The following is a 19,379-nucleotide window of genomic DNA, read 5'->3' as shown; positions in this document are numbered from 1 at the left end:
CGCCTACACCATGCCGTCGGTGACCGGGAGCCCGAACTCGTGCGTGCCGTACATGACGTAGGCCCGCTCGGGATCGTTGGCCGCGTGCACCCGGCCCGCGTGCGCGTCGCGCCAGAAGCGCTGCAGCGGAGTGCCGTTCGCCAGCGCCGTGGCACCCGAGGCTTCGAAGAGCTTGTCGATGGAGGCGATCGCCCGTCCGGTGGCGCGCACCTGGTCGCGGCGGGCCCGCACCCGCAGGTCGAACGGAATCTCCTTGCCCGCCGTCAGCAGCGCGTATTCGTCGGCGACGTTGCCGGAGAGCTGGCGCCAGGCCGCGTCGATGTCGCTGGCGGCCTCGGCGACCCTGACCTTGGTGAACGGATCGTCCTTGGCCTTCTCGCCTGCGAAGGCCGCGCGCACCCGCTTGCCCTGGTGCTCGACGTGCGCGGCGTAGGCGCCGTAGGCCATGCCGACGATCGGCGCGGAGATGGTGGTGGGATGGATGGTGCCCCACGGCATCTTGTAAACCGGATCCGGGTTCTGCTCCAGGCCGGGCGATTTCAGCTCGCTCATCGCCCGGAAGCTGAGGAACCGGTGCTTCGGCACGAAAACGTCTTCCACGACAACGGTATTGGAGCCGGTGCCGCGCAGGCCGACCACGTTCCATACGTCGTCGATGCGGTACTCGGTGCGGGGGATGAGGAAGCTGCCGAAGTCCACCGGCTTGCCGTCCTTGATGACCGGACCGCCGAGCACCGCCCAGGTGGCGTGGTCGGAGCCCGAGGACCAGGCCCACGCGCCCTTGACGATGTAGCCGCCCTCCACGACCGTGCCCGCGCCCATCGGGGCATAGGAGGAGGAGATCCGCACTTCGGTGTCCTCGCCCCACACGTCCTCTTGCGCCTGCTGGTCGAACAGCGCGAGGTGCCAGTTGTGCACGCCGACGATGCCCGCCACCCAGCCGGTGGACCCGCACGCGCTGGCGAGCTTGCGGACGGTGTCGTAGAAGACGACCGGATCGGCGGCGTATCCGCCCCACTGCTTGGGCTGTAGCAGCCGGAAGAAGCCGGTCTCTTGGAGCGCCTTGATCGATTCGTCGGGGATGCGCCGCAGGTCCTCGGCCTCCTGCGCGCGCTCACGCAGCGTCGGCAACAGCGCTTCGACCCGCTCGGTCACTTCTTGCGTCATCTCGGGACCTGCTCCTGCCTGGTCGGATTGGTAACCGGTACTCATTTGCCTCTGAGACTAGAACAGGTTCTTATTTATGTCGAGAACCGGCGTTCATCGCAGGTCGTGGATGGACATGCGCAGGAAGTGACCCGAATCGCTGGCATGGAACGCGACATTTTTGTAACGTGTTCTAGTACAGAAGGAGGAGGAATCGCGATGGCAGTTACCCCCAAAGGGAGCGGTGGCAAGCCCAGGGAGCTGGATGTCGGCTCGGCGCCTACCCGCTATGCACGGGGATGGCATTGCCTCGGCCTGGCCAAGACGTACCGGGACGGTAAGCCGCACGCGGTGAACGTGTTCGGCACCAAACTGGTGATCTGGGCCGACAGCGCGGGCGAACTGCGGGTGCTCGACGCCTACTGCAGGCACATGGGCGGCGACCTGAGCATGGGCGAGGTCAAGGGCGACGACATCGCCTGCCCGTTCCACGACTGGCGCTGGTCCGGCGTCAACGGCAAGTGCAGCTCGATCCCCTACGCGCGCCGCGTCCCCCCGCTCGCGCGCACCAGGAAGTGGACCACGCTCGAGCGCAACGGTCAGCTGTTCGTCTGGCACGACCACGAGGGCAACGAGCCGCCGCCGGAGATCACCATCCCGCACATCGAGGGTCCGTACACCGACGCGAACGGCAACCCGACCGACGAGCTCGACAGCGGGTGGACCGACTGGACGTGGAACTCGATGCTCATCGAGGGCGCCAACTGCCGCGAGATCATCGACAACGTGGTCGACATGGCCCACTTCTTCTACATCCACTTCGCGTTCCCGACGTACTTCAAGAACGTCTTCGAAGGACACATCGCCACCCAGTTCCTGGAGACCAAGGGCCGTCCCGACATCGGCATGGCCTCCAAGTACGGCGGCGACACCCTGCTGAAGTCGGAAGCCTCGTACTTCGGGCCCTCGTACATGATCAACCCGCTGGTCAACATCTACAGCGGTTACGAGGTCAAGAGCGTCCTGATCAACTGCCACTACCCGGTGACACAGGATTCCTTCGTCCTGCAGTGGGGCATCTCGCTGGAGAAGCCGAAGGGCGTCGACGGCGCGATGGCCGACAAGCTGGCCGAGAAGATGACCGAGGGCATCAGCGTCGGCTTCCTGCAGGACGTCGAGATCTGGAAGCACAAGTCCAAGGTCGAGAACCCGCTGCTGTGCGAGGAGGACGGGCCGGTCTACCAGCTGCGCCGCTGGTACGACCAGTTCTACGTCGACGTCGCCGACGTGACCGAGAAGATGACCCAGCGCTTCGAGTTCGAGGTGGACACCACCAAGGCGAACGAGGCGTGGGAGGCCGAGGTCGCGGAGAATCTGCGGCGCAAGCACGAAGCCGAAGAAGCGGCGACGAAGGAAGCCGAGGCAGGCGTCTGATGGCTGCGACCTGGGCCAAGGCGCCGGACTTCGCCGATCAGCCCGCGCGGCGGGCGGCGGTGCAGGCCCAGACCGTGGTCGACAAGCAGACCTATCTGGAGGAAGGCCTGACGCCGTTGCGGTGTCAGGCCTGCCGCAGTGAGGTGCTGGTGCGCAAATCGAGCTCGCACCAGACCTCGGTGCAGTGGACCGAGCCGCCCGAAACGCACTGCCCGGTCTTCGCCGAGCTCGCCGCGTCGGGCAGCCGTCCGGGTCGTCCCGACACCTGCCCGCAGCTGGAGAAGACCATCAAGTGGGCGGTCGACGAGGGCGTGATCGACGTTCCGAAGTAAATCTCAGTCGAGCCGGAAGTCCTCGAAGTCGAAGCCCGGCGCGACGAGGCAGCTGACCAGGACGTACTCGTCGCCGAGCGGCCGCGCCGCCTGGCTTACTCCGCCGGGGACCACGGCTTGCAACAGCTGACCGCGCTCGACATCGGGTCCGAGGACGACTTCCTCGCCACCGATGTCGAGCGCGAGTGGTCCGCCGCGGTGCCAGAGCCACAGCTCGTCCGAGCGCACCGTGTGCGGGGCCGAGCGTTCTCCCGGCATCAGCAGGAAATGGATCATCGTGGCGGCAGCTCGCGCTCCCGGATAGCCGGGTGGCGTGAATTCCACTGGGCTTCGCCATGTTTGGCGATACCAGCCCCCCTCGGGGTGTGGCGCCAGGTCGAGTGCGATGGCCAGGGCAGGCCGGTCGTCGGTCATACCCCGACTCTATGCCCGTCGCCGTGTTCGACCGCCCACACGCAGATCGCGGCAAGCGGTTCTTCCAACGATTTCCCGAGCGCGGTGAGCGAATACTCCACGTGCTCTGGCGGAACTCGCCACGGCCTGAGGTCAGAATTCCTCTATGCGCCAGGTGATGTCGAAGCGGGCCAGGGAATCCAGGAACTCCGCGGGGTCGAACGCTTCGGCCACCGCCAGTGCGCCCGGCTTCGTCGTCCCCGCGGCAAGCCTGGTCGCGATCTCGACGGCGAGCAGCGCGGAGTCGCGGTAGGAGTCGACGCCCTCGACGACACCGCGCACCACGCGGCCGTCGGTGCCGTGGGCGTCCACGATCACCTCGTAGCGCAGGTCCGAACTCGGCGCATCCGGGATCTGCTCGATGAGCTGCTCGGTGAACGAGCCGAGGGTGGCGAGGATGTCCGCGGCCAGCACGCCCTCGACGGACGCGACTTCGGTGTGCCTCGGGATGGTGAGCACCGGTGGCTGCGGGAATTTTCCGACCGAGGTCGGCGCCGACTCGCCGGGGAAGGTCATCTCGGAATGCTTTGCGGTGGAGCCGGTCCTGAGTTCTCCGGCGGCGAAGTGCCAACCGCCGTCGCGGAACCAGTCCAGGCTGGCGAACACGGTCTTGGCGCTGCCCTTCGAGCCGTTGCCCCTGCTCTTGCTCAGGTGGCTGACGACGATCTCGGCCGGGCCGTTCACCCGGCGCGCGACGAGGTGGGCGAGCAGGTCGGCGGGCACGTTGTTGTCGGTGCTGCCGGCGACGACGGTGACGCCCGCCGCTTCCGCCGCCGTGGCGTAGTCGTCGAAGACCTTCTTCAAGAACAGCTGCTCGCCGGAGATGTCGGTGTAGTGCGCGCCCGCCGCGATGCTGGCCGCCAGCACCGGTTCGCCGTTGCGCACGTAGGCCGACAGGCTGCTGATCACGGCGTCGGCGCCGGTGAACGCGGCGACAAGGGCGGCGTGGTCGGTGAGTTCGGCGACGCGGATCTCGGCGTCCGGAAGATTCGCGGCCACGGCGGCGGCACGCAGGCGATCGGCGTTGCGGCCCACCAGGATCGGGGTGAGGCCGCGGCGGTGCAGCTCGGCGAGCAGGTAGCTGCCGGTGTGGCCGGTGGCGCCGTAGACGGCGATGGTGGGGGAGCTGGTCTGCGTTGTCATGATTCACAACTTATTGCGGCAATGTGAGCATATGAATGGCTTAGATGCTCGTACTTATATCTGAAACGCTCACTATTTGAGCGTATGGTTGTGTCGTGGACGTTCTCAGCGAGACCATCGCCGCGATTCGCACGGGCAATCCCGCCTCCGGTCTGTTCATCCGGCACGCGCCGTGGGGCCGTCGCTATCCGGTGGTGCCCGGTGCCGGATTCCACGTCGTGCTGCGCGGGTCGTGCTGGCTCGTCCCGCCCGGCGGCGAGCCGCTGGCGCTCGGCGTCGGCGACGTGCTGTTCATGCCGCGCGGCGCCGATCACGATCTGGTCGACAGTCTCGACTCGCCCGTCACCGAAACCGCGCTGCCCGGTGAGCCGCGCGAACTTCCCGGTCCCGGCGTTCGGTCCGAATTACTCTGCGGCGCCTACGAACTCGGCAGGCAGCGATCGCACCCGCTGCTCGACGAACTGCCCGAGTTCATCCATCTGCCCGCCCGCCCCGGCCGCCACCCGGCTCTGCGCGGCGCGGTGGACCTGCTCCTCGCCGAGATCGCCGAACCCCGTCAGGGCAGCGATGCCGCGGTGGCCACGCTCCTCGAGACCATGTTGCTGTTCATCCTGCGTGCCTGGTTCGACGAACAGGCCGACGCCCACACCACCGGATGGGCGGGCGCGTTCGCCGATCCGGCCGTCGCCGCCGCGCTGCGCGCCGTGCACGAGGACCCGGCCCGCCCGTGGACCGTGCCCGACCTCAGCGACATCGCGGGCGTCTCGCGCGCCACCCTGGCCCGCCGCTTCACCGCCACCATCGGCGAACCCCCGCTCTCCTACGTCACCCGCTGGCGCCTGCTCACCGCGGCCCGCCTCCTCCGCGACACCGACGCCGCCCTGCACACCATCGCCCGCAGAGTCGGCTACACCTCCGAATTCGCCTTCGCCAAAGCCTTCAAACGCGAATACGGCCAGGCCCCAGGCCAATACCGCCACACCCCGACCCAACCCCCGATCGCCGTGTGATGCCGCGGTAGCAGTTCCCCTGCATCGTGCTCGCTGTTCGGCGACGACTGCGGGCGGAAAGTGAACCCCAGTCGGGAAGTTGTCCGGCATCATGGTGTGAGCGGTGCGAATGGGTCGCCGCCCGCTCGGGGAGGGGAGATCCCATGGGCACGAATGCTCGGGACGATTCGGCGCGGCGGGTACTGGACGCCGCCTTGGCCGAATTCGTCGCGTTGCGCAACGAGCTGGACGAAATCGGACGCGGCCAGCGGACCGTTATGAATCTGAACATCACGCTCAGCACCGCGATCGCCGCGTTCGTGCTGTCGGAGCGGGGTGCGCCGCAACTGCTGCTGGCGATCCCCTACGTGTCGGTGGCCCTCGGCCTGCTCTACCAGACCTACACGATCCACGCGCAGCACATGGGCGAGTACATCAACGGTCGCCTTCGTCCGGTCATCGTCGAAAAGTCCGGGGACGAGCGTGTTTTCGGATGGGAGGACTATATCCGGGCGACTGTCTACCAGACCGGGTGGAGCCAATTCCCTATGCGTATGGCCTTCATGCTGATCATTCCGATCGTGCCATTGGTCGGCCTCATCTGGGCCGCGCCTACCCTGCGGACCGTATGGCATTGGCTCGCCTGGTCCGGCGGCGTTCTCTTGTACCTCGTGCAGTTGGTCAGCTGGGTGCGGCTGTCACGCCGGTTCCTCTGGGTTTAGCCGCTGGTTCTCCCGGGGCGCCAGGGTGGTCATCGCCGAGCATCGCGGTGGCGAGGCATTCCTCAGCGGGGCTGATACCGGGCCAGGTCAGTCCAGGTCGTTGTCGCCGGTGCCGAGCCAGCGGTGGTCTTGGCCGGTGATCGCGACGATCTGGTCGAAGTCGTGGTCGCGGTGCAGGAGGGTGAGGCCGCGGAGTTCGGCGGTCGCGGCGAGGACGAGGTCGACCGGGCCTGCGCTGCGGTGCTTTCCGCGTTTGGTCAATTCGCCCTGGACTTCCCAGGCCCGCGTGTAGGCGCGGTCGTCGACCGGCTCCCAGCCGAAGAGCACGCGCATGTCGTCGATCGTGCGTTCGCGGTCGGCGTGGGAGCGGGCGGTGTAGAAGAATTCGAGTTCCACGATCGGGCAGATGGCGACGAGTCCCGCGGCGACGGCGCGCTGCCAGGCGAAGGCCTCCGGGTCTTGGCGCATGATCGGAACCAGTGCGCTCGTGTCGAGGAGGAAGCGCGCCGCGCTCACCGCCGGTAGTTCCGCTTGTTCTCGAGGATGTCCAGATCGAAAGCACCCTCCGCGACGGCGTCTTGCAGCCGGGTGAGAGCCAGTGCGCGGCGGCGGTTTTCCAGGACTTCCCGGAGAGCCGCGTTGACGGTGTCCTTCTTCGTTCCGGTGCCGAGTTCCTTGGCGACATCGGCGACGAGTTCGTCATCGAGGTCGATCACTGTCCGTGCCATGACGCACCTCCTGATATCTCCGCGTATATCGAAGATATCAGGTGATATATACGGCGTCGAGGTTTTCAGCTGAACGGGGAGCGGGGGCGTTCTTCGAGGACGCCGTCGATCCAGACATCCACCTTCTCGTTGTAGAAGCAGGCCAGGCCCGCGATCTTCTGGCTCTCTGGTAGCGGAGTGCGGTAGATCCAGGCGAAGTCGGGGTATTCCTTCTCGCCGATGCGGACGGTCCAGTAGTCGGCGGTGCCTTTGTAGGGGCACCGGGAGTGGGTGTCGGAGGGGTGCAAGAGGTCGAGGCGGACGTCGGTGAGGGGCAGATAATAGCGTGCGGGAAGGCCGGTTTCGAAGAGGATGCGCGGGGTGTGGGAGTCCGCGACGACGACGCCGCCGATCTCTATCCGGATGTGCCGCGAACTGCCGAGGATGTCGATGCGCGAGTACGGATCGCGCGCGTGGACGTACACCGGCTCGTCCTCTTCGAACCATTCGTCCATGGCGTCCCAGTCCAGCCGCACCAGTTCGTTCAGTTCCGGTAGCGGGGAATCGTGGTAGCGCAGGGCGCCGCCGGCCGCGGTGACGCCGTCGACGATCACGTCGTACACCATGGCCTCGCCACGGCTCGGGGAGTGGGTGGTCTCGCCGTTCGGCTCGAGTTTGGCGCGCAGATCGGCGACGGGAAGGTAGTAGGTGGGGTAGTAGGGGATCTCCCACACCAGCACCGGGCGGTCCGTATCGGCCACCAGGTGCCCGCCGAGGTACACCCGGACGCGCTTCTGGCTGGTCGCGATCTTGACGCGGCCTCGCTGCTCTTCGGTCATATTCTCGACGGTACGCCGACCAGGTGACAGGTTCCGGGGCGTCGGATCGCGAAACGCCCACGGGCCCCGCCGGAACAGCGGGGCCCGTGAGGTATCGGAATTCAGTCGCCGACGGTGATCGCCTGCGCCTCCTCCACCGAGTGCGGCGCGGGATCGTGGTCGTCGATGTGGGCGAGCGCGGCGCGCCCGACGACGAGGACGAGGACGGCCGCCGCGGTGCAGGCCGCGCCCACCCAGAACGGCAGCGCGATGCTGTGCTCCCCGAGCTTGCCTGCCAGCCACGGCGCTGCGGCGCCGCCCGCGAACCGGACGAAGCTGTAGGCCGCCGAGGCGGTGGACCGCTCCACCGGCGCGGAGATCATCACGGCCTCGGTGATCAGGGTGTTGTTCACGCCGAGGAACAGGCCAGCGAGCACGGTGCCGACGATCAGCACCGTCTTGTTCTCCGCGAACAGCGCCATCACCGCCAGGTCCGCCGCGAACAGTCCGAGCGCGAGAGCCATCATCGGCAGCGTCCCGGAGCGGCGTTGCAGACCGGGCGCGAGGAAGACCGAGGCCAGCGCGAGCAGAATGCCCCAGCCGCAGAAGATGAACCCGATCGCGTAGGTGCCCATGTCCAGCGGGAAAGGGGTGTAGGCGAGCAGGGTGAAGAAGCCGAAGTTGTAGAGCAGCGCGGTGATGCTGACGGTGAGCAGGCCGCGGTGGCGCAGCGCCTGGAACGGCGCGGCGAGCGACGTGCGGTGCGCGGGCTTCGGGCCCTCGGGCAGCAGGACGACGAGGCAGACGAACGCGATGGCCATCAGCACCGAGACGCCGAAGAACGGGCCGCGCCAGCTGATTCCGCCGAGCACGCCGCCGACCAGCGGGCCGGTCGCGATGCCGATGCCGAGCGCCGCCTCGTACAGGATGATGGCGCGTGCGACGCCGCCGCTGGCCGCGCCGACGATGGTGGCCAGCGCGGTGGCGATGAACAGCGCGTTGCCGAGGCCCCAGCCCGCGCGGAAGCCGACGATCTGCGCGACAGTGTCGGACATGCCCGCCAGCGCGGCGAACACCACGATGATGGCCAAGCCCGCCAGCAGTGTCTTCTTCGCGCCGAACCGGCTGGAGACCACGCCGGTCGTCAGCATCGCCACGCCCGTCACCAGCATGTAGCTGGTGAACAGCAGCGACACCTGCGACGGTGAGGCGTGCAGCTGTTCGCCGATCGGCTCGAGGATCGGGTCGACCAGGCCGATGCCCATGAAGGCGATGACGCTGGCGAAGGCGACCGCCCAGACCGCTTTGGGCTGTTTGGTCGACGCTGGCGCGCCGGTGGCGGCGCCGGTGTCCACTAGGGTGTTCATCGGTTTTCCCTCGACGGATAGTGCTGGGGCGCACTCTTTTTCAGCGCTTCCAGCAGTTCGTTCAGATCGGTTTCCATTCGCGCGAGTCGTTCGACGTCGAATTCGGCGAGCCGGGAGGCCATGGCCGTGCCGTAGGCGGCGCGCGCCTGTGCCAGTCGCTCGCGTCCGGCCGGGGTGAGGTCGATGACGACCGCCCTCGAGTCCTCGGGGTCCTTGGTCCTTGTCGCGAATCCGTCCTCGACGAGCCTGCCGAGCAGCGCCGTTGCCGCCGGTTGGGAGCATCGGTCGATCCTGGCGAATTCGCTGACCCGCACCGCGCCACGCTCGTCGAGAACGGCAAGGGCCCGCAGGACGGCGCGCGGCAGATCGTCGTCGCCGATCACCCCGGCCAGCCGGGTCAGCCTGCCCGCGGTCACGAGAAGATCGACCACGATGTCTGAAGTCGTCACGGGAGCATGCTGCACGGAAATATTATTACATAAGCTAACTATCTATTACCCGTGAGATAGCCCACCGTCGCCGACACACCGGTCTCGCGCGGGTTTCGTACACGGACAGTGCCTGTGCGAACCGAGGTGAGCAGCCACTGGGAATGACAAAGGCCCCGGCGGACAGCCGGGGCCTTCGGGATTGGTTCAGTTGCTGTGAGTGAGGGGGCGGTGGGGCGTGCCGAAGAGCTGGGCGTCGCCGTGCGCGCGTTTGAAGAACAGGTGCGCGTCGTGCTCCCAGGTGATGGCGATGCCGCCGTGCAATTGCACGGTCTCGGACACGATCTCGGTGAGCGCCTCCGAGCACTGCACCCGCGCGACCCACACGTCCTCGGCGGCCGATGGCAGGTCGGCGGCCACCGCGGCGGTGGCGGCGTAGGACGCGGACTTGGCCGACTCCAGCAGCACGTACATATCGGCCATCCGGTGCTTGAGCGCCTGGAAACTGCCGATCACTCGCCCGAACTGCACCCGGGACTTGGTGTATTCGACCGTCGTCTCCAGGCACTGCTCCGCCGCGCCGACCTGCTCGGCGGCCACTGCGGCCCACCCGATCTCGCGCAGCCGCGCCGCGACGGCATCCGGATCGTTCGTGCCGAGCTTGTGTGCGACCACACCGTCGAAGCCGATCTCGGTGAGCTTGCGCGTCGGGTCCATGGTCGCGACCGGACGCCGGGTGATGCCCGCCGCGGTGGCCTCGACCTCGAACAACCCGGTCGGCGTGAGCACGATCAGCGTGTCCGCGTGGGCCCCGTCGAGCACGTAATGCGCCGTGCCGGAGAGAGACTCGCCCTCGGCGTGGACGCCAGGCGTATCCCAGCCGGTCGCGTTCGCCCAGCAGACCGCCAGCGTGGTCGTGCCTTCCGCGACGCCGGGCAGCAACCGGGCGCAGGCTTCCTCGTCACCGGAGAGCAGCACGGCCTGCGCGCCGAGCACGGCCGAACCGAGCATCGGCACACCCGCCAGCGTCCGGCCCAATTCGCCCACCACGAGCAGGGATTCGACGAGCGACGCGCCGAAGCCGCCGTACTCCTCCGGCACGGCCAGCGCCGCGACGCCGATCTGCTCGCAGAGCAGCCGCCAGAGTTTCGGGTCGTAGCCCAGTTCGGTGTCCATCGCGGCGCGCACCGCGTCGCGTCCCGCGTGCTTGGTGAGCAGCGCGCGTACCGAGGCGGCGAATTCCTGGTGTTCGGCGGCGGTCATGCGGTGCCTCGCAGCGCACGGTCCCGGACGGCCTCGTCGCGCAGGGCGCGGGCGATCCTGGCGCGGTGCAGATCCGGCGCTCCCCACGCGGCGCGCAGCGCGGTGACCTTGGTCAGCCACAGCGACAGGTCGTACTCGGCGGTGTAGCCGATCGCCCCGTGCACCTGCAACGCGGCGCGCGCGGCGGTGTGCGCGGCGTCGCCGCAGGCCAGTATCGCGGCGGACACGTCACGGCTGCGGGTCGGCTCGCCCATGGTGAGCGCGGCGCGGTAGAGCAGCGGCTCGGCCAGGTCGAGCGCGATGAGCACATCGGCGAGCTTCTGCTTCACGGCCTGGAATTCGCCGATCGGCTTGCCGAACTGCTTGCGCTGCTTGGCGTATTCGGTCGCCGCGTGCAGCAGCGCCCGGCCCGCGCCGAGCAGCTGGGCGGCGGCGGCGAGCGCGCCGGTGTCGAACGCGACCGCGCCCGCCTCCAGCACCCGGTCGTCGGTGGCGACGAGCTCGGCGGCCGTCACCGCGAACAACTTCCGCGCGGGGTCGACCGAGCGGATCGCCGCGCCGCGCTCACCGAGGAACACCTGCCCGCCGTCGACGAGCAGCGTCACATCGGCGGCGTCGGCGTCGAGCGCGACCGGATCGAGTCCAGGGGTGGCGAAGGCGACCGTGCCGAGCGCGGTGCCCTCGGCGAGCCCGGGCAGCCAGCGCTCGGCCGCGTCGGATTTCGGAAGCGACTGGAGCAGAACGGGAATCGCGGCGGCGGTCTCGACCAACGGTCCCGGCGCGGCGGACCGGCCGATCTCCACGAACGCGACCACGAGGTCGATCGGATCGGCGCCGACACCGCCGTACGCCTCGTCGACCGCGAGGCCGAGCACGCCCGCGCCCGCCAGCTGCCCGATCAGCGCGCGGCCTGGCCGCGAATCGCCGCTCGCCCAGGCGCGCACCGCGGTCGGCGTGCGCCCGGCGTCCAGCAGCTTGCGCAGGCTTGCGGCGAAATCGGTCTGTTCCGGACTCAGCGCGAATCTCATCGGCCGTTCCTGTGTTCGATGGCGCCGCCTTCGGCGGCGCGTCGTGGCCCTCGGGTGGCTCGGCGTTCGGCCACCGCCGCTTGCTCCTTCGTCGCGTACGCGGCGGCAGCCGAACGCCGAGCCGGGCCACGAACGGCGATGCTCGGTCTCGCTTCGCTCGAAACCAAACGTTGGGCGTACCCGCGGTGTCGCAATGCGAGGGATGTCACCTGCATGATCATGCTCATTTCTCCCGCCGGGCTTCGCGGGGTAGGCCGAGGATGCGCTCGGCGATGATGTTGCGCTGGATCTCGTTGGTGCCCGCGTAGATCGGGCCGGACAGCGAGAACAGGTAGCCGTCGGTCCACGGTCCGGACCGCTCGGCCGCCGGGCCGAGCACGTCGAGCGCGGTCTCGTGCATGGCGATGTCGAGTTCGGACCAGAACACCTTGGTGATCGAGGATTCCGCGCCGAGCTTGCCGCCCTCGTTCAACCGGGTGACGGTGCCGAAGGTGTGCAAGCGGTAGGCCTCGCTGCGGATCCACGCGTCGACCACGGCATCGCGCTGGGCGGTGTTGGTGCGATCGCCGCTGTCCAGCCACAGGTCGGCGAGCCGTCGCGCGGTCGCGGTGAACCGGCCGGGACTGCGCAGCGAGAGCCCGCGTTCGTTGCTCGAGGTGCTCATGGCCACCCGCCAGCCCTCGCCGGGCGCGCCGATCACGTCGCGGTCCGGCACGAAGACGTCGTCGAGGAAGATCTCGGCGAAGCCGGGCTCACCGTCCAGCTGCGGGATCGGCCGCACCGAGACGCCGTCGGCGGTGAGCGGGAACATCACGTACGTGAGGCCCTTGTGCCGCTCCGCCTCGGGATCGCTGCGGAACAGGCCGAAGGCCCAGTCCGCGAACGCCGCTCGCGAGCTCCACGTCTTCTGGCCGCTCAGCAGCCAGCCGCCCTCGGTGCGGCGCGCCGTCGACCGGATGCCCGCCAGGTCGCTGCCCGCCTCGGGCTCCGACCAGGCCTGCGCCCAGATGTCGTCGCCGCGCGCCATCCGCGGCATGATGCGGTCGAGCTGCTCGGCGGTGCCGTGCTCGAACAACGTCGGCGCCAGCAGGAAGATGCCGTTCTGGCTGACCCGCCCCGGCGCACCGGCGGCGTAGTACTCCTCCTCGAACAGCACCCACTCCAGCAGCGAGGCGTCGCGCCCGCCGTACTCCTGCGGCCAGGAGACCACCGAAAGCCGCGCGTCGGCCAGGGTGCGCTCCCAGTCGCGGTGCGCCTCGAACCCGGCCTTCGTGTCCATCGAAGGCAGCGGCGCCGAGGGTTTCGCGGCGGCCAGGAATTCGCGGACCTCCCGCTGGAATTCCTGGGTCGCCTGGTCCAGATCCAGATCCACTACGTCGTCCTGTTCTGTTCGGCCGTGCTCGCACTGGCCTTCATCGTCTTGGCGTTCATGCCGCCCAGTGAGTCCGCGCCGACCTCGGCGTTGTGCGCGTGCGCGAAGTGGTGCAGCCCGAAGACCGAGTCCATGCCGGTGCGCATGCCCATCAGGTCCTCGGCCTGGTTGACCGCCTTCTTGGTGAGCGCGAGGCCGAAACGCGGCATGGCGGAGATCTTCTCGGCCAGCGCCATGGTCTCGGCCTCCAGTTCGGCGCGCGGGACCACCCGGTTGACCATGCCCCACTCCTTGGCCTGCGCCGCGCCGAAGCGATCGCCGGTGAAGAGGAACTCCTTGGCCGCGCGCGGGCCCATCACCCACGGGTGCGCGAAGTACTCGACGCCGGGAATGCCCATGCGCACCACGGGATCGGAGAAGAACGCGTCGTCGGAGGCGACGATCAGATCGCACACCCACGCCAGCATCAGCCCGCCCGCGATGCAGGCGCCCTGCACCATGGCGATGGTCGGCTTGGGGATCTCCCGCCAGCGACGGCACATGCCGAGGTACACCTCGGACTCCCTGGCGAACCGCTGGTCGCCGCCTTGCTTGTCGACGTGGTCCCACCACAGGACGGCCTTGTTGTCGTAGCGCACGTGGTGGTCGCGGCCCGGTGTGCCGATGTCGTGCCCGGCGCTGAAGTGTTTGCCGTTGCCCGCCAACACGATCACGCCGACCTCGTCGTCCTCGACGGCGCGTTGGAAGGCGGCGTCGAGCGCGTAGGTCATCACCGAGTTCTGCGCGTTGCGGTAGTCGGGCCGGTTCATCGTGACGATCGCGACCCGGCCGCGGCGCTCGTAGGTGACGACCTCGCCTTCGTCCGGCACGGCGCCGTTCTCCGGTTGGTCTGACATTACGACTTCTCCTCACGTAGTTGACGCTTGAGCACTTTCCCGGCGGCGCTGTAGGGCAGCTGGTCGCGGAATTCGACGAAGCGCGGCACCTTGAAGTTGGCCAGCACGGTGGTGGCGTGAGCGAGCACCTGGTCCTCGGTGAGCGACGAGCCCGACTTGCGCACCACGTAGGCCTTGCCCACCTCGCCCATCCTGGTATCGGGCACGCCGACGACCGCCGACTCGGCCACGCCGTCGAGCCGGGCGAGCGCCTGCTCGATCTCGGCCGGATAGACGTTGAAGCCGCCGGAGATGTACATGTCCTTGAGCCGGTCGGTGATCCTGAGGTATCCGCGTTCGTCGAGCGCGCCGATGTCGCCGGTGTGCAGCCAGCCCTCGGCATCGATGGTCTCGGCGGTGCTCTGCGGATCGTCGAGGTAGCCGAGCATGACGTTCGAGCCGCGCAGCAGTACCTCGCCCGCCTCGCTGAGCTTCAGCTCGAAGCCCGCGATGGGCCTGCCGCAGGTGTTGGCTACGGTCTCGGCGTCGTCGTCGGCGCGGCACATGGTGCCGAACCCGGCCGCCTCCGACAGGCCGTAACCGGTGATGACGACGGCGAATTCGAGCTCGGACCGCATCCGCTCGACCAGCACCACCGGCACCGTCGCGGCGCCGGTGACGGCCACCCGCAGCGTGCTCAGGTCGTAGGAGCCGCGGTCGGGGAAGTCCAGGATGGTCTGGTAGATCGTCGGCGGGCCGGGCAGCACGGTGATCTTCTCCCGGCCGACCAGCCGCATCGTCTGCGGCACGTCGAAGGTGGCCTGCGGGATGATCGCCGCGCCGGTGACCAGGCAGGCGAGGATGCCTGCCTTGTAGCCGAAGTTGTGGAAGAACGGGCTGACGACGAGGTAGCGGTCGTCGCTGTTCAAGGTGGTGCACTCGGCCCAGGCGCGCACCACCGACAGCGCCTGCCGGTGCGCGACGAGCGTGCCCTTGCTGCGGCCGGTGGTGCCCGAGGTGAACAGGATGTCGGAGATGTCCTCGGCGTCGACGGCGGCGGCGCGCTTCTCGGCGTCCTCGACCGGGACGGTCTCGGCGATCACCGCGAGATCCGACCAGTTCAGCACGCTCGGATCGGTGCTCGTCGTCTCGCCGCCCGGTTCGACGGGGATCACCACGATCGTCGGAATCGCCAATTCCGGCGCGGCGGCGCGCAGTTCGGCCAGCCGGTCGCGGCCGAGGAAGGCGCCCGCGATGAACAGCGCCTTCGCGTCGACTCTCGACAGCACGTCCGCGGCCTCGTCGGCGACGTAGCGGGTGTTCAGCGGTACCAGCGCCGCGCCGGCGTAGTGCGCGGCCAGCGCGGCGACCACCCAGTGGTGGGTGTTCGGCGCCCACATGGCCACCCGGTCGCCGGACTGCACGCCGCGGGCGATCAGCGCACGCGCCGTCTGCTGGACCACGGCCAACAGCTGGGTCCAGTCGAGACGGACGTCGCCGTCGGCGAGCGCCGGGGCGGCACCGAACGTCCGAGCGGCATCGTGCAGGGCCATCGGTGTCGTTTGTGCAGGGGTTGTCACGGGCGTTCCTCACCGTTCACGCGAGTACTTATGCATGCACTCTACAAAGCAAGTGCTTGGTAGGTTATCCTACCGTCGTGGTTGCGATCCAGACCTCAGATTCCGACACTGCCGCGCAGGACGCGCGGTTTTCCGCCGAAGTGCGGGAATGGCTGGCCGAGAATCTCGACGGAGAATTCCGCGAACTGCGCGGACTAGGCGGTCCAGGCCGCGAACACGAGGCGTTCGACGAGCGCCTGGCCTGGGACCGGCACCTGGCCGCCTCCGGGTGGACCTGCCTCGGCTGGCCCAAGGAGTACGGCGGTCGCGAGGCCACCGTGCGTCAGCAGGTGATCTTCCACGAGGAATACGCCAAGGCGAACGCGCCCGCGCGGGTCTCGCACGTGGGGGAGGAGCTGCTCGGCCCGACCCTGCTCGCCTTCGGCACCCAGGCGCAGAAGGACCGTTTCCTGCCCGGCATCCGCAACGTCACCGAGCTGTGGTGCCAGGGCTACTCGGAACCGGGTGCGGGCTCGGACCTGGCCGCCATCAGCACCGCCGCGCACCTCGACGGCGACGAATGGTCCATCAACGGCCAGAAGATCTGGACCTCGCTGGCCCACGTGGCCGACTGGTGCTTCGTGGTGGCGCGCACCGAGAAGGGCTCGTCCCGCCACAAGGGCCTGTCGTACCTGCTCGTTCCCATGAAGCAGCCGGGTATCGAGGTGCGCCCGATCATCCAGCTCACCGGGACCTCGGAATTCAACGAGGTCTTCTTCGACGACGCGCGCACCGCCGCCGACCTGGTCGTCGGCGCGCCGGGCGACGGCTGGCGCATCGCGATGGGCACACTGACCTTCGAACGCGGCATCTCCACCCTCGGCCAGCAGATCCGCTTCGCCAGGGAACTGGCCGACATCGAGGCGCTGGCCCGCCGCATCGGCGTGGCCGACGACCCGCTCATCGCCGACCGGATCGACCGGGCCTGGGTGGGTCTGCGGGTGCTGCGCGCGCACGCGCTGCGCACCATGGAAGGCACCGGCGTCGACGACGGCGGACAGGCCTCGGTCGCCAAGCTGCTCTGGGCCAATTGGCACCGCGGCCTCGGCGAACTGGCCATGGCCGTGCTCGGCGCGCGCGGCCTGGTGGCCGACGAGGACGACGATCTCAACGAATGGCAGCGGCTGTATCTGTTCACCCGCGCCGACACCATCTACGGAGGTTCGAACGAAGTGCAGCGCAACATCATCTCCGAGCGCGTGCTCGGTCTGCCGCGCGAGGCCCGGCCGTGACGGCGCGGCCCCTTTCGGTCGCCCCTGAGCCCGTCGCCGGGCACGGCCTGCTGACCGGACGCGTCGCCGTCGTCACCGCGGCCGCCGGGACCGGCATCGGCTCGGCGACCGCGCGCAGGCTGCTCGCCGAGGGCGCCGACGTGGTCGTCTCCGATTGGCACGAGCGCAGGCTCGCCGAGACCGAGGTCGAGCTGAAGGGCGAGTTCCCGGATCGCCGGGTCGCCGCGATCGCCTGCGATGTGCAGAGCACCGAGCAGGTGGACGCGCTGGTGCGCGGCGCGGCGGAAGTGCTCGGCCGCATCGACATCATGGTCAACAACGCGGGCCTCGGCGGTGAGACGCCGGTGGTCGACATGACCGACGAGCAGTGGGACCGCGTCTTGGACATCACGCTCAACGGCACCTTCCGGTGCACCCGCGCCGCGCTGGCCTACTTCCGTTCGGCGGGCCACGGCGGCGTCATCGTGAACAACGCCAGCGTCCTCGGCTGGCGCGCGCAGTACGGGCAGGCGCACTACGCCGCGGCCAAGGCCGGTGTGATGGCGCTGACCCGGTGCAGCGCGGTCGAGGCCGCCGAGCTCGGCGTGCGGATCAACGCCGTCTCGCCGAGCATCGCGCGGCACGCGTTCCTCGACAAGGTCAGCTCGACGGAGCTGCTGGATCAGCTCTCCGAACGAGAGGCTTTCGGCCGCGCGGCCGAGCCGTGGGAGGTGGCCGCGACCATCGCCATGCTGGCCAGCGACTACACCAGCTACCTCACCGGCGAGGTCGTTTCGGTGAGCAGTCAGCGGGCCTGAGGCGCCCGATTGAGATCGCCTTCGGGCGTCCGCTTCCCTCCCCGGAAATGGGCGCCCGATCAGGTGAAAAAGGGTGGCGCGCGCGGGGCTGGGGTGTGCCATGCTGGGGAAGGACGGATCCCGCAATTTCGTAAGGGGCGTTGGCTATGGGCCCGGATCGCCCACCTGCCCGCGAACAACTAGAACTCGATGTCGTACGCGAGGTCGTGTTGGCCAGGCGCAGGCTGGACAGCATGGTTCTCGCTGCCCTGACGCTCGGCGCCGAGCTCATGAACCACGAGTCCGCGCGGGCGACGGCGTGCCGGGCCGCGCAGATTCTCGAGCGGTTCGCGATCGACGAGAGCGAAGTCGAACGAGACCCGAGAGCCGCGTTGCGCGCCGACATGGTGCGCGACAACGCTCGCGCCAGCCGGATCGGACTGCGGTCTCCCGCCGGGGTTCCCTCGGACCAGGATCGGCGGCGACAGCGCCAGACCGCGCTGCTGCGCGAGGTCCGCGCCGATCTGATCGAGGTGCTGCGCCGCTGCCGCAAACATCACTTCGACCGCGGCGCCGTCGCCGACGAGATCGCGCAGGGTCTGTGCGCGGCCACCGACAAACTGGTGGTCGGCGCCGATATGGACGCCTACCACGCCTGGCAGCGCGGCATGGTGCTGAAGCTCATCGAGGAACCGGTCCCGTACGGCCCGCCCAGGGTGATGGCGACCGTCGACGCGGGCCCCGGCCGCGGGCCACTGACCGTCGAATGGGACACGCCGGAGCGAAGATTGGCGCTAGTCGCCCGCATGGCCCGCGCCGGCATCTCCCCGGTCGTCATCTGCGACCGCCTCCTCGCCGACCTCTCGGTCTCCTCTCCGATCCGCTACTCCCTGCGCTAGCGCACCACCGAAACCCGCCGAATCAGGATGTGCCGTTGCCTACTACCACCAAGCAAATGCTTGGTTGTATTATGGCCTTCGTGACCGCACCTGACGCCTCGAAATCCGCACGACGCAACGAACTGCTCGCGCTGGCGGCCGACCTGTTCGCCCAGCGTGGACTGCGCGCGACCACGGTGCGCGATATCGCCGACGCGGCGGGGATTCTATCCGGGAGCCTCTACCACCACTTCGATTCCAAGGAGTCGATGGTGGACGAGATCCTGCGCGGCTTCCTGGACGACCTGTTCGGCCGCTACCGCGAGATCGTCGGCTCCGGCCTCAGCTCGCGAGACACCTTGGAAGCCTTGGTGATCGCGTCCTACGAGTCGTTCGACCGCTTCCACGCCGCGGTCGCGATCTACCAGGCCGAGGCCAAACGCCTGCGCGACGCGGAGCGTTTCGCCTACATCGCGGAGTACAACCGCGAGTTCCGCGAGCTCTGGCACCGGGTGCTGACCAACGGTGTCGAGGACGGCAGCTTCCGTCCCGAGCTCGACGTCGAACTGGCCTATCGCTTCCTGCGCGACACCGTCTGGGTCGCCGTGCGCTGGTACCAGCCGGGCGGCGCCATCACCGTCGAAAACCTCGCAAAGCAGTACCTCACCATCGTGCTCGACGGGCTCACCGCCTCGCAGCACACCGACTAGGAGACCCCATGTCTGCACCTTCCGCCCGCCGCGCTGGGCCTACCCGCCCCGCCGTCTCCGCAGGCTCCGACGACTACCGTCCCCCTT

General features: G+C 68.7%; 21 protein-coding genes and 1 pseudogene. 8 read left to right on the top strand and 14 right to left on the bottom strand.

Annotated features, from left to right (window positions below; all coding sequences use genetic code 11):
* Window positions 1–3: 3 nt before the first annotated feature.
* Window positions 4–1,167, bottom strand: coding sequence for a 3-hydroxy-9,10-secoandrosta-1,3,5(10)-triene-9,17-dione monooxygenase oxygenase subunit (gene hsaA / locus ACRWNM_RS13445; RefSeq protein ID WP_431967154.1), 1,164 nt, complete (start codon window positions 1,165–1,167; stop codon window positions 4–6).
* Between the two features lie 198 nt (window positions 1,168–1,365).
* Between hsaA and ACRWNM_RS13440 the strand changes: the two genes are divergently transcribed.
* Window positions 1,366–2,580: a Rieske 2Fe-2S domain-containing protein gene (locus ACRWNM_RS13440; RefSeq protein WP_431967152.1), complete on the top strand. Its 1,215-nt coding sequence runs from the start codon at window positions 1,366–1,368 to the stop codon at window positions 2,578–2,580.
* Window positions 2,580–2,912 (top strand): hypothetical protein, encoded by a 333-nt coding sequence (locus ACRWNM_RS13435; protein WP_431967150.1) that lies wholly within the window; start codon window positions 2,580–2,582, stop codon window positions 2,910–2,912. The genes ACRWNM_RS13440 and ACRWNM_RS13435 overlap by 1 nt, the downstream gene beginning before the upstream one ends.
* Before the next feature lie 3 nt (window positions 2,913–2,915).
* Here ACRWNM_RS13435 and ACRWNM_RS13430 read toward each other — a convergent pair whose 3' ends face one another.
* From ACRWNM_RS13430 to ACRWNM_RS13420, 3 genes and pseudogenes are all read right to left on the bottom strand, one after another.
* Complete coding sequence (locus ACRWNM_RS13430) at window positions 2,916–3,326, bottom strand: cupin domain-containing protein (protein WP_431967148.1); 411 nt, start codon at window positions 3,324–3,326, stop codon at window positions 2,916–2,918.
* Window positions 3,323–3,430, bottom strand: a pseudogene (locus tag ACRWNM_RS13425) (winged helix-turn-helix transcriptional regulator); the annotation flags it as partial. The gene ACRWNM_RS13430 and the pseudogene ACRWNM_RS13425, both read right to left, overlap by 4 nt.
* A 28-nt stretch (window positions 3,431–3,458) precedes the next feature.
* Window positions 3,459–4,508: a saccharopine dehydrogenase NADP-binding domain-containing protein gene (locus ACRWNM_RS13420; RefSeq protein ID WP_431967146.1), complete on the bottom strand. Its 1,050-nt coding sequence runs from the start codon at window positions 4,506–4,508 to the stop codon at window positions 3,459–3,461.
* Between the two features lie 95 nt (window positions 4,509–4,603).
* Between ACRWNM_RS13420 and ACRWNM_RS13415 the strand changes: the two genes are divergently transcribed.
* Window positions 4,604–5,518, top strand: a complete 915-nt coding sequence (locus tag ACRWNM_RS13415; protein ID WP_431967144.1) for an AraC family transcriptional regulator — start codon at window positions 4,604–4,606, stop codon at window positions 5,516–5,518.
* Between the two features lie 143 nt (window positions 5,519–5,661).
* Window positions 5,662–6,219, top strand: coding sequence for a hypothetical protein (locus tag ACRWNM_RS13410; RefSeq protein WP_431967142.1), 558 nt, complete (start codon window positions 5,662–5,664; stop codon window positions 6,217–6,219).
* An 87-nt stretch (window positions 6,220–6,306) separates the two neighbouring features.
* Here the strand turns inward: ACRWNM_RS13410 and ACRWNM_RS13405 are convergent, their stop codons facing one another.
* From ACRWNM_RS13405 to ACRWNM_RS13360, 10 genes are all read right to left on the bottom strand, one after another.
* Complete coding sequence (locus ACRWNM_RS13405) at window positions 6,307–6,735, bottom strand: PIN domain nuclease (protein WP_431967140.1); 429 nt, start codon at window positions 6,733–6,735, stop codon at window positions 6,307–6,309.
* A complete protein-coding gene (locus ACRWNM_RS13400) occupies window positions 6,732–6,947 on the bottom strand; it encodes a type II toxin-antitoxin system VapB family antitoxin (RefSeq protein ID WP_431967138.1) in 216 nt (71 codons plus the stop codon). The genes ACRWNM_RS13405 and ACRWNM_RS13400 overlap by 4 nt, the downstream gene beginning before the upstream one ends.
* Window positions 6,948–7,012: 65 nt before the next feature.
* Entirely contained in the window at window positions 7,013–7,765 is a 753-nt protein-coding gene (locus ACRWNM_RS13395) for a DUF427 domain-containing protein (RefSeq protein WP_431967136.1), read from the bottom strand.
* Between the two features lie 101 nt (window positions 7,766–7,866).
* The gene (locus tag ACRWNM_RS13390) at window positions 7,867–9,111 is read right to left on the bottom strand and encodes an MFS transporter (RefSeq protein WP_431967134.1); all 1,245 of its coding nucleotides are present in this window, start codon (window positions 9,109–9,111) and stop codon (window positions 7,867–7,869) included.
* Window positions 9,108–9,560, bottom strand: a complete 453-nt coding sequence (locus ACRWNM_RS13385) for a MarR family winged helix-turn-helix transcriptional regulator (RefSeq protein WP_431967132.1) — start codon at window positions 9,558–9,560, stop codon at window positions 9,108–9,110. The genes ACRWNM_RS13390 and ACRWNM_RS13385 overlap by 4 nt, the downstream gene beginning before the upstream one ends.
* A gap of 186 nt (window positions 9,561–9,746) precedes the next feature.
* Complete coding sequence (locus ACRWNM_RS13380; RefSeq protein WP_431967130.1) at window positions 9,747–10,802, bottom strand: acyl-CoA dehydrogenase family protein; 1,056 nt, start codon at window positions 10,800–10,802, stop codon at window positions 9,747–9,749.
* On the bottom strand, window positions 10,799–11,830 hold the full coding sequence (locus ACRWNM_RS13375) for an acyl-CoA dehydrogenase family protein (RefSeq protein ID WP_431967128.1): 1,032 nt from the start codon (window positions 11,828–11,830) through the stop codon (window positions 10,799–10,801). The genes ACRWNM_RS13380 and ACRWNM_RS13375 overlap by 4 nt, the downstream gene beginning before the upstream one ends.
* Before the next feature lie 223 nt (window positions 11,831–12,053).
* A complete protein-coding gene (locus ACRWNM_RS13370; RefSeq protein ID WP_431967126.1) occupies window positions 12,054–13,202 on the bottom strand; it encodes an acyl-CoA dehydrogenase family protein in 1,149 nt (382 codons plus the stop codon).
* Complete coding sequence (locus ACRWNM_RS13365; RefSeq protein WP_431967124.1) at window positions 13,202–14,098, bottom strand: enoyl-CoA hydratase; 897 nt, start codon at window positions 14,096–14,098, stop codon at window positions 13,202–13,204. Before ACRWNM_RS13365 ends, ACRWNM_RS13370 begins: the two co-directional genes overlap by 1 nt.
* A complete protein-coding gene (locus tag ACRWNM_RS13360) occupies window positions 14,098–15,657 on the bottom strand; it encodes a FadD3 family acyl-CoA ligase (RefSeq protein WP_431967122.1) in 1,560 nt (519 codons plus the stop codon). Before ACRWNM_RS13360 ends, ACRWNM_RS13365 begins: the two co-directional genes overlap by 1 nt.
* 77 nt (window positions 15,658–15,734) lie before the next feature.
* Between ACRWNM_RS13360 and ACRWNM_RS13355 the strand changes: the two genes are divergently transcribed.
* From ACRWNM_RS13355 to ACRWNM_RS13340, 4 genes are all read left to right on the top strand, one after another.
* On the top strand, window positions 15,735–16,928 hold the full coding sequence (locus ACRWNM_RS13355) for an acyl-CoA dehydrogenase family protein (protein WP_431967120.1): 1,194 nt from the start codon (window positions 15,735–15,737) through the stop codon (window positions 16,926–16,928).
* The gene (locus ACRWNM_RS13350; protein ID WP_431967118.1) at window positions 16,925–17,725 is read left to right on the top strand and encodes an SDR family oxidoreductase; all 801 of its coding nucleotides are present in this window, start codon (window positions 16,925–16,927) and stop codon (window positions 17,723–17,725) included. The genes ACRWNM_RS13355 and ACRWNM_RS13350 overlap by 4 nt, the downstream gene beginning before the upstream one ends.
* A 146-nt stretch (window positions 17,726–17,871) precedes the next feature.
* Window positions 17,872–18,603, top strand: coding sequence for a hypothetical protein (locus ACRWNM_RS13345; protein ID WP_431967116.1), 732 nt, complete (start codon window positions 17,872–17,874; stop codon window positions 18,601–18,603).
* Window positions 18,604–18,674: 71 nt separating this feature from the next.
* Window positions 18,675–19,292 carry a TetR/AcrR family transcriptional regulator gene (locus tag ACRWNM_RS13340; protein WP_431967114.1) on the top strand — a complete coding sequence of 206 codons (618 nt, stop codon included), beginning with the start codon at window positions 18,675–18,677 and terminating at the stop codon, window positions 19,290–19,292.
* Window positions 19,293–19,379: the final 87 nt, after the last annotated feature.

This window comes from Nocardia sp. bgisy134 (assembly GCF_965341865.1).
In the GTDB taxonomy this organism is placed as follows: domain Bacteria; phylum Actinomycetota; class Actinomycetes; order Mycobacteriales; family Mycobacteriaceae; genus Nocardia.
Note: the sequence above shows the minus strand (reverse complement) of the source record. Positions and strands in the feature narration are given on the sequence as shown.

Bases quoted from the DNA above. Each gene is read 5' to 3' on its own strand.
- hsaA (WP_431967154.1), bottom strand. From the start codon at position 1,167: ATGACGCAAGAAGTGACCGAGCGGGTCGAAGCGCTGTTGCCGACGCTG.
- ACRWNM_RS13440 (WP_431967152.1), top strand. From the start codon at position 1,366: ATGGCAGTTACCCCCAAAGGGAGCGGTGGCAAGCCCAGGGAGCTGGAT.
- ACRWNM_RS13435 (WP_431967150.1), top strand. From the start codon at position 2,580: ATGGCTGCGACCTGGGCCAAGGCGCCGGACTTCGCCGATCAGCCCGCG.
- ACRWNM_RS13430 (WP_431967148.1), bottom strand. From the start codon at position 3,326: ATGACCGACGACCGGCCTGCCCTGGCCATCGCACTCGACCTGGCGCCA.
- ACRWNM_RS13420 (WP_431967146.1), bottom strand. From the start codon at position 4,508: ATGACAACGCAGACCAGCTCCCCCACCATCGCCGTCTACGGCGCCACC.
- ACRWNM_RS13410 (WP_431967142.1), top strand. From the start codon at position 5,662: ATGGGCACGAATGCTCGGGACGATTCGGCGCGGCGGGTACTGGACGCC.
- ACRWNM_RS13400 (WP_431967138.1), bottom strand. From the start codon at position 6,947: ATGGCACGGACAGTGATCGACCTCGATGACGAACTCGTCGCCGATGTC.
- ACRWNM_RS13395 (WP_431967136.1), bottom strand. From the start codon at position 7,765: ATGACCGAAGAGCAGCGAGGCCGCGTCAAGATCGCGACCAGCCAGAAG.
- ACRWNM_RS13390 (WP_431967134.1), bottom strand. From the start codon at position 9,111: ATGAACACCCTAGTGGACACCGGCGCCGCCACCGGCGCGCCAGCGTCG.
- ACRWNM_RS13380 (WP_431967130.1), bottom strand. From the start codon at position 10,802: ATGACCGCCGCCGAACACCAGGAATTCGCCGCCTCGGTACGCGCGCTG.
- ACRWNM_RS13375 (WP_431967128.1), bottom strand. From the start codon at position 11,830: ATGAGATTCGCGCTGAGTCCGGAACAGACCGATTTCGCCGCAAGCCTG.
- ACRWNM_RS13365 (WP_431967124.1), bottom strand. From the start codon at position 14,098: ATGTCAGACCAACCGGAGAACGGCGCCGTGCCGGACGAAGGCGAGGTC.
- ACRWNM_RS13345 (WP_431967116.1), top strand. From the start codon at position 17,872: ATGGGCCCGGATCGCCCACCTGCCCGCGAACAACTAGAACTCGATGTC.
- ACRWNM_RS13340 (WP_431967114.1), top strand. From the start codon at position 18,675: ATGGCCTTCGTGACCGCACCTGACGCCTCGAAATCCGCACGACGCAAC.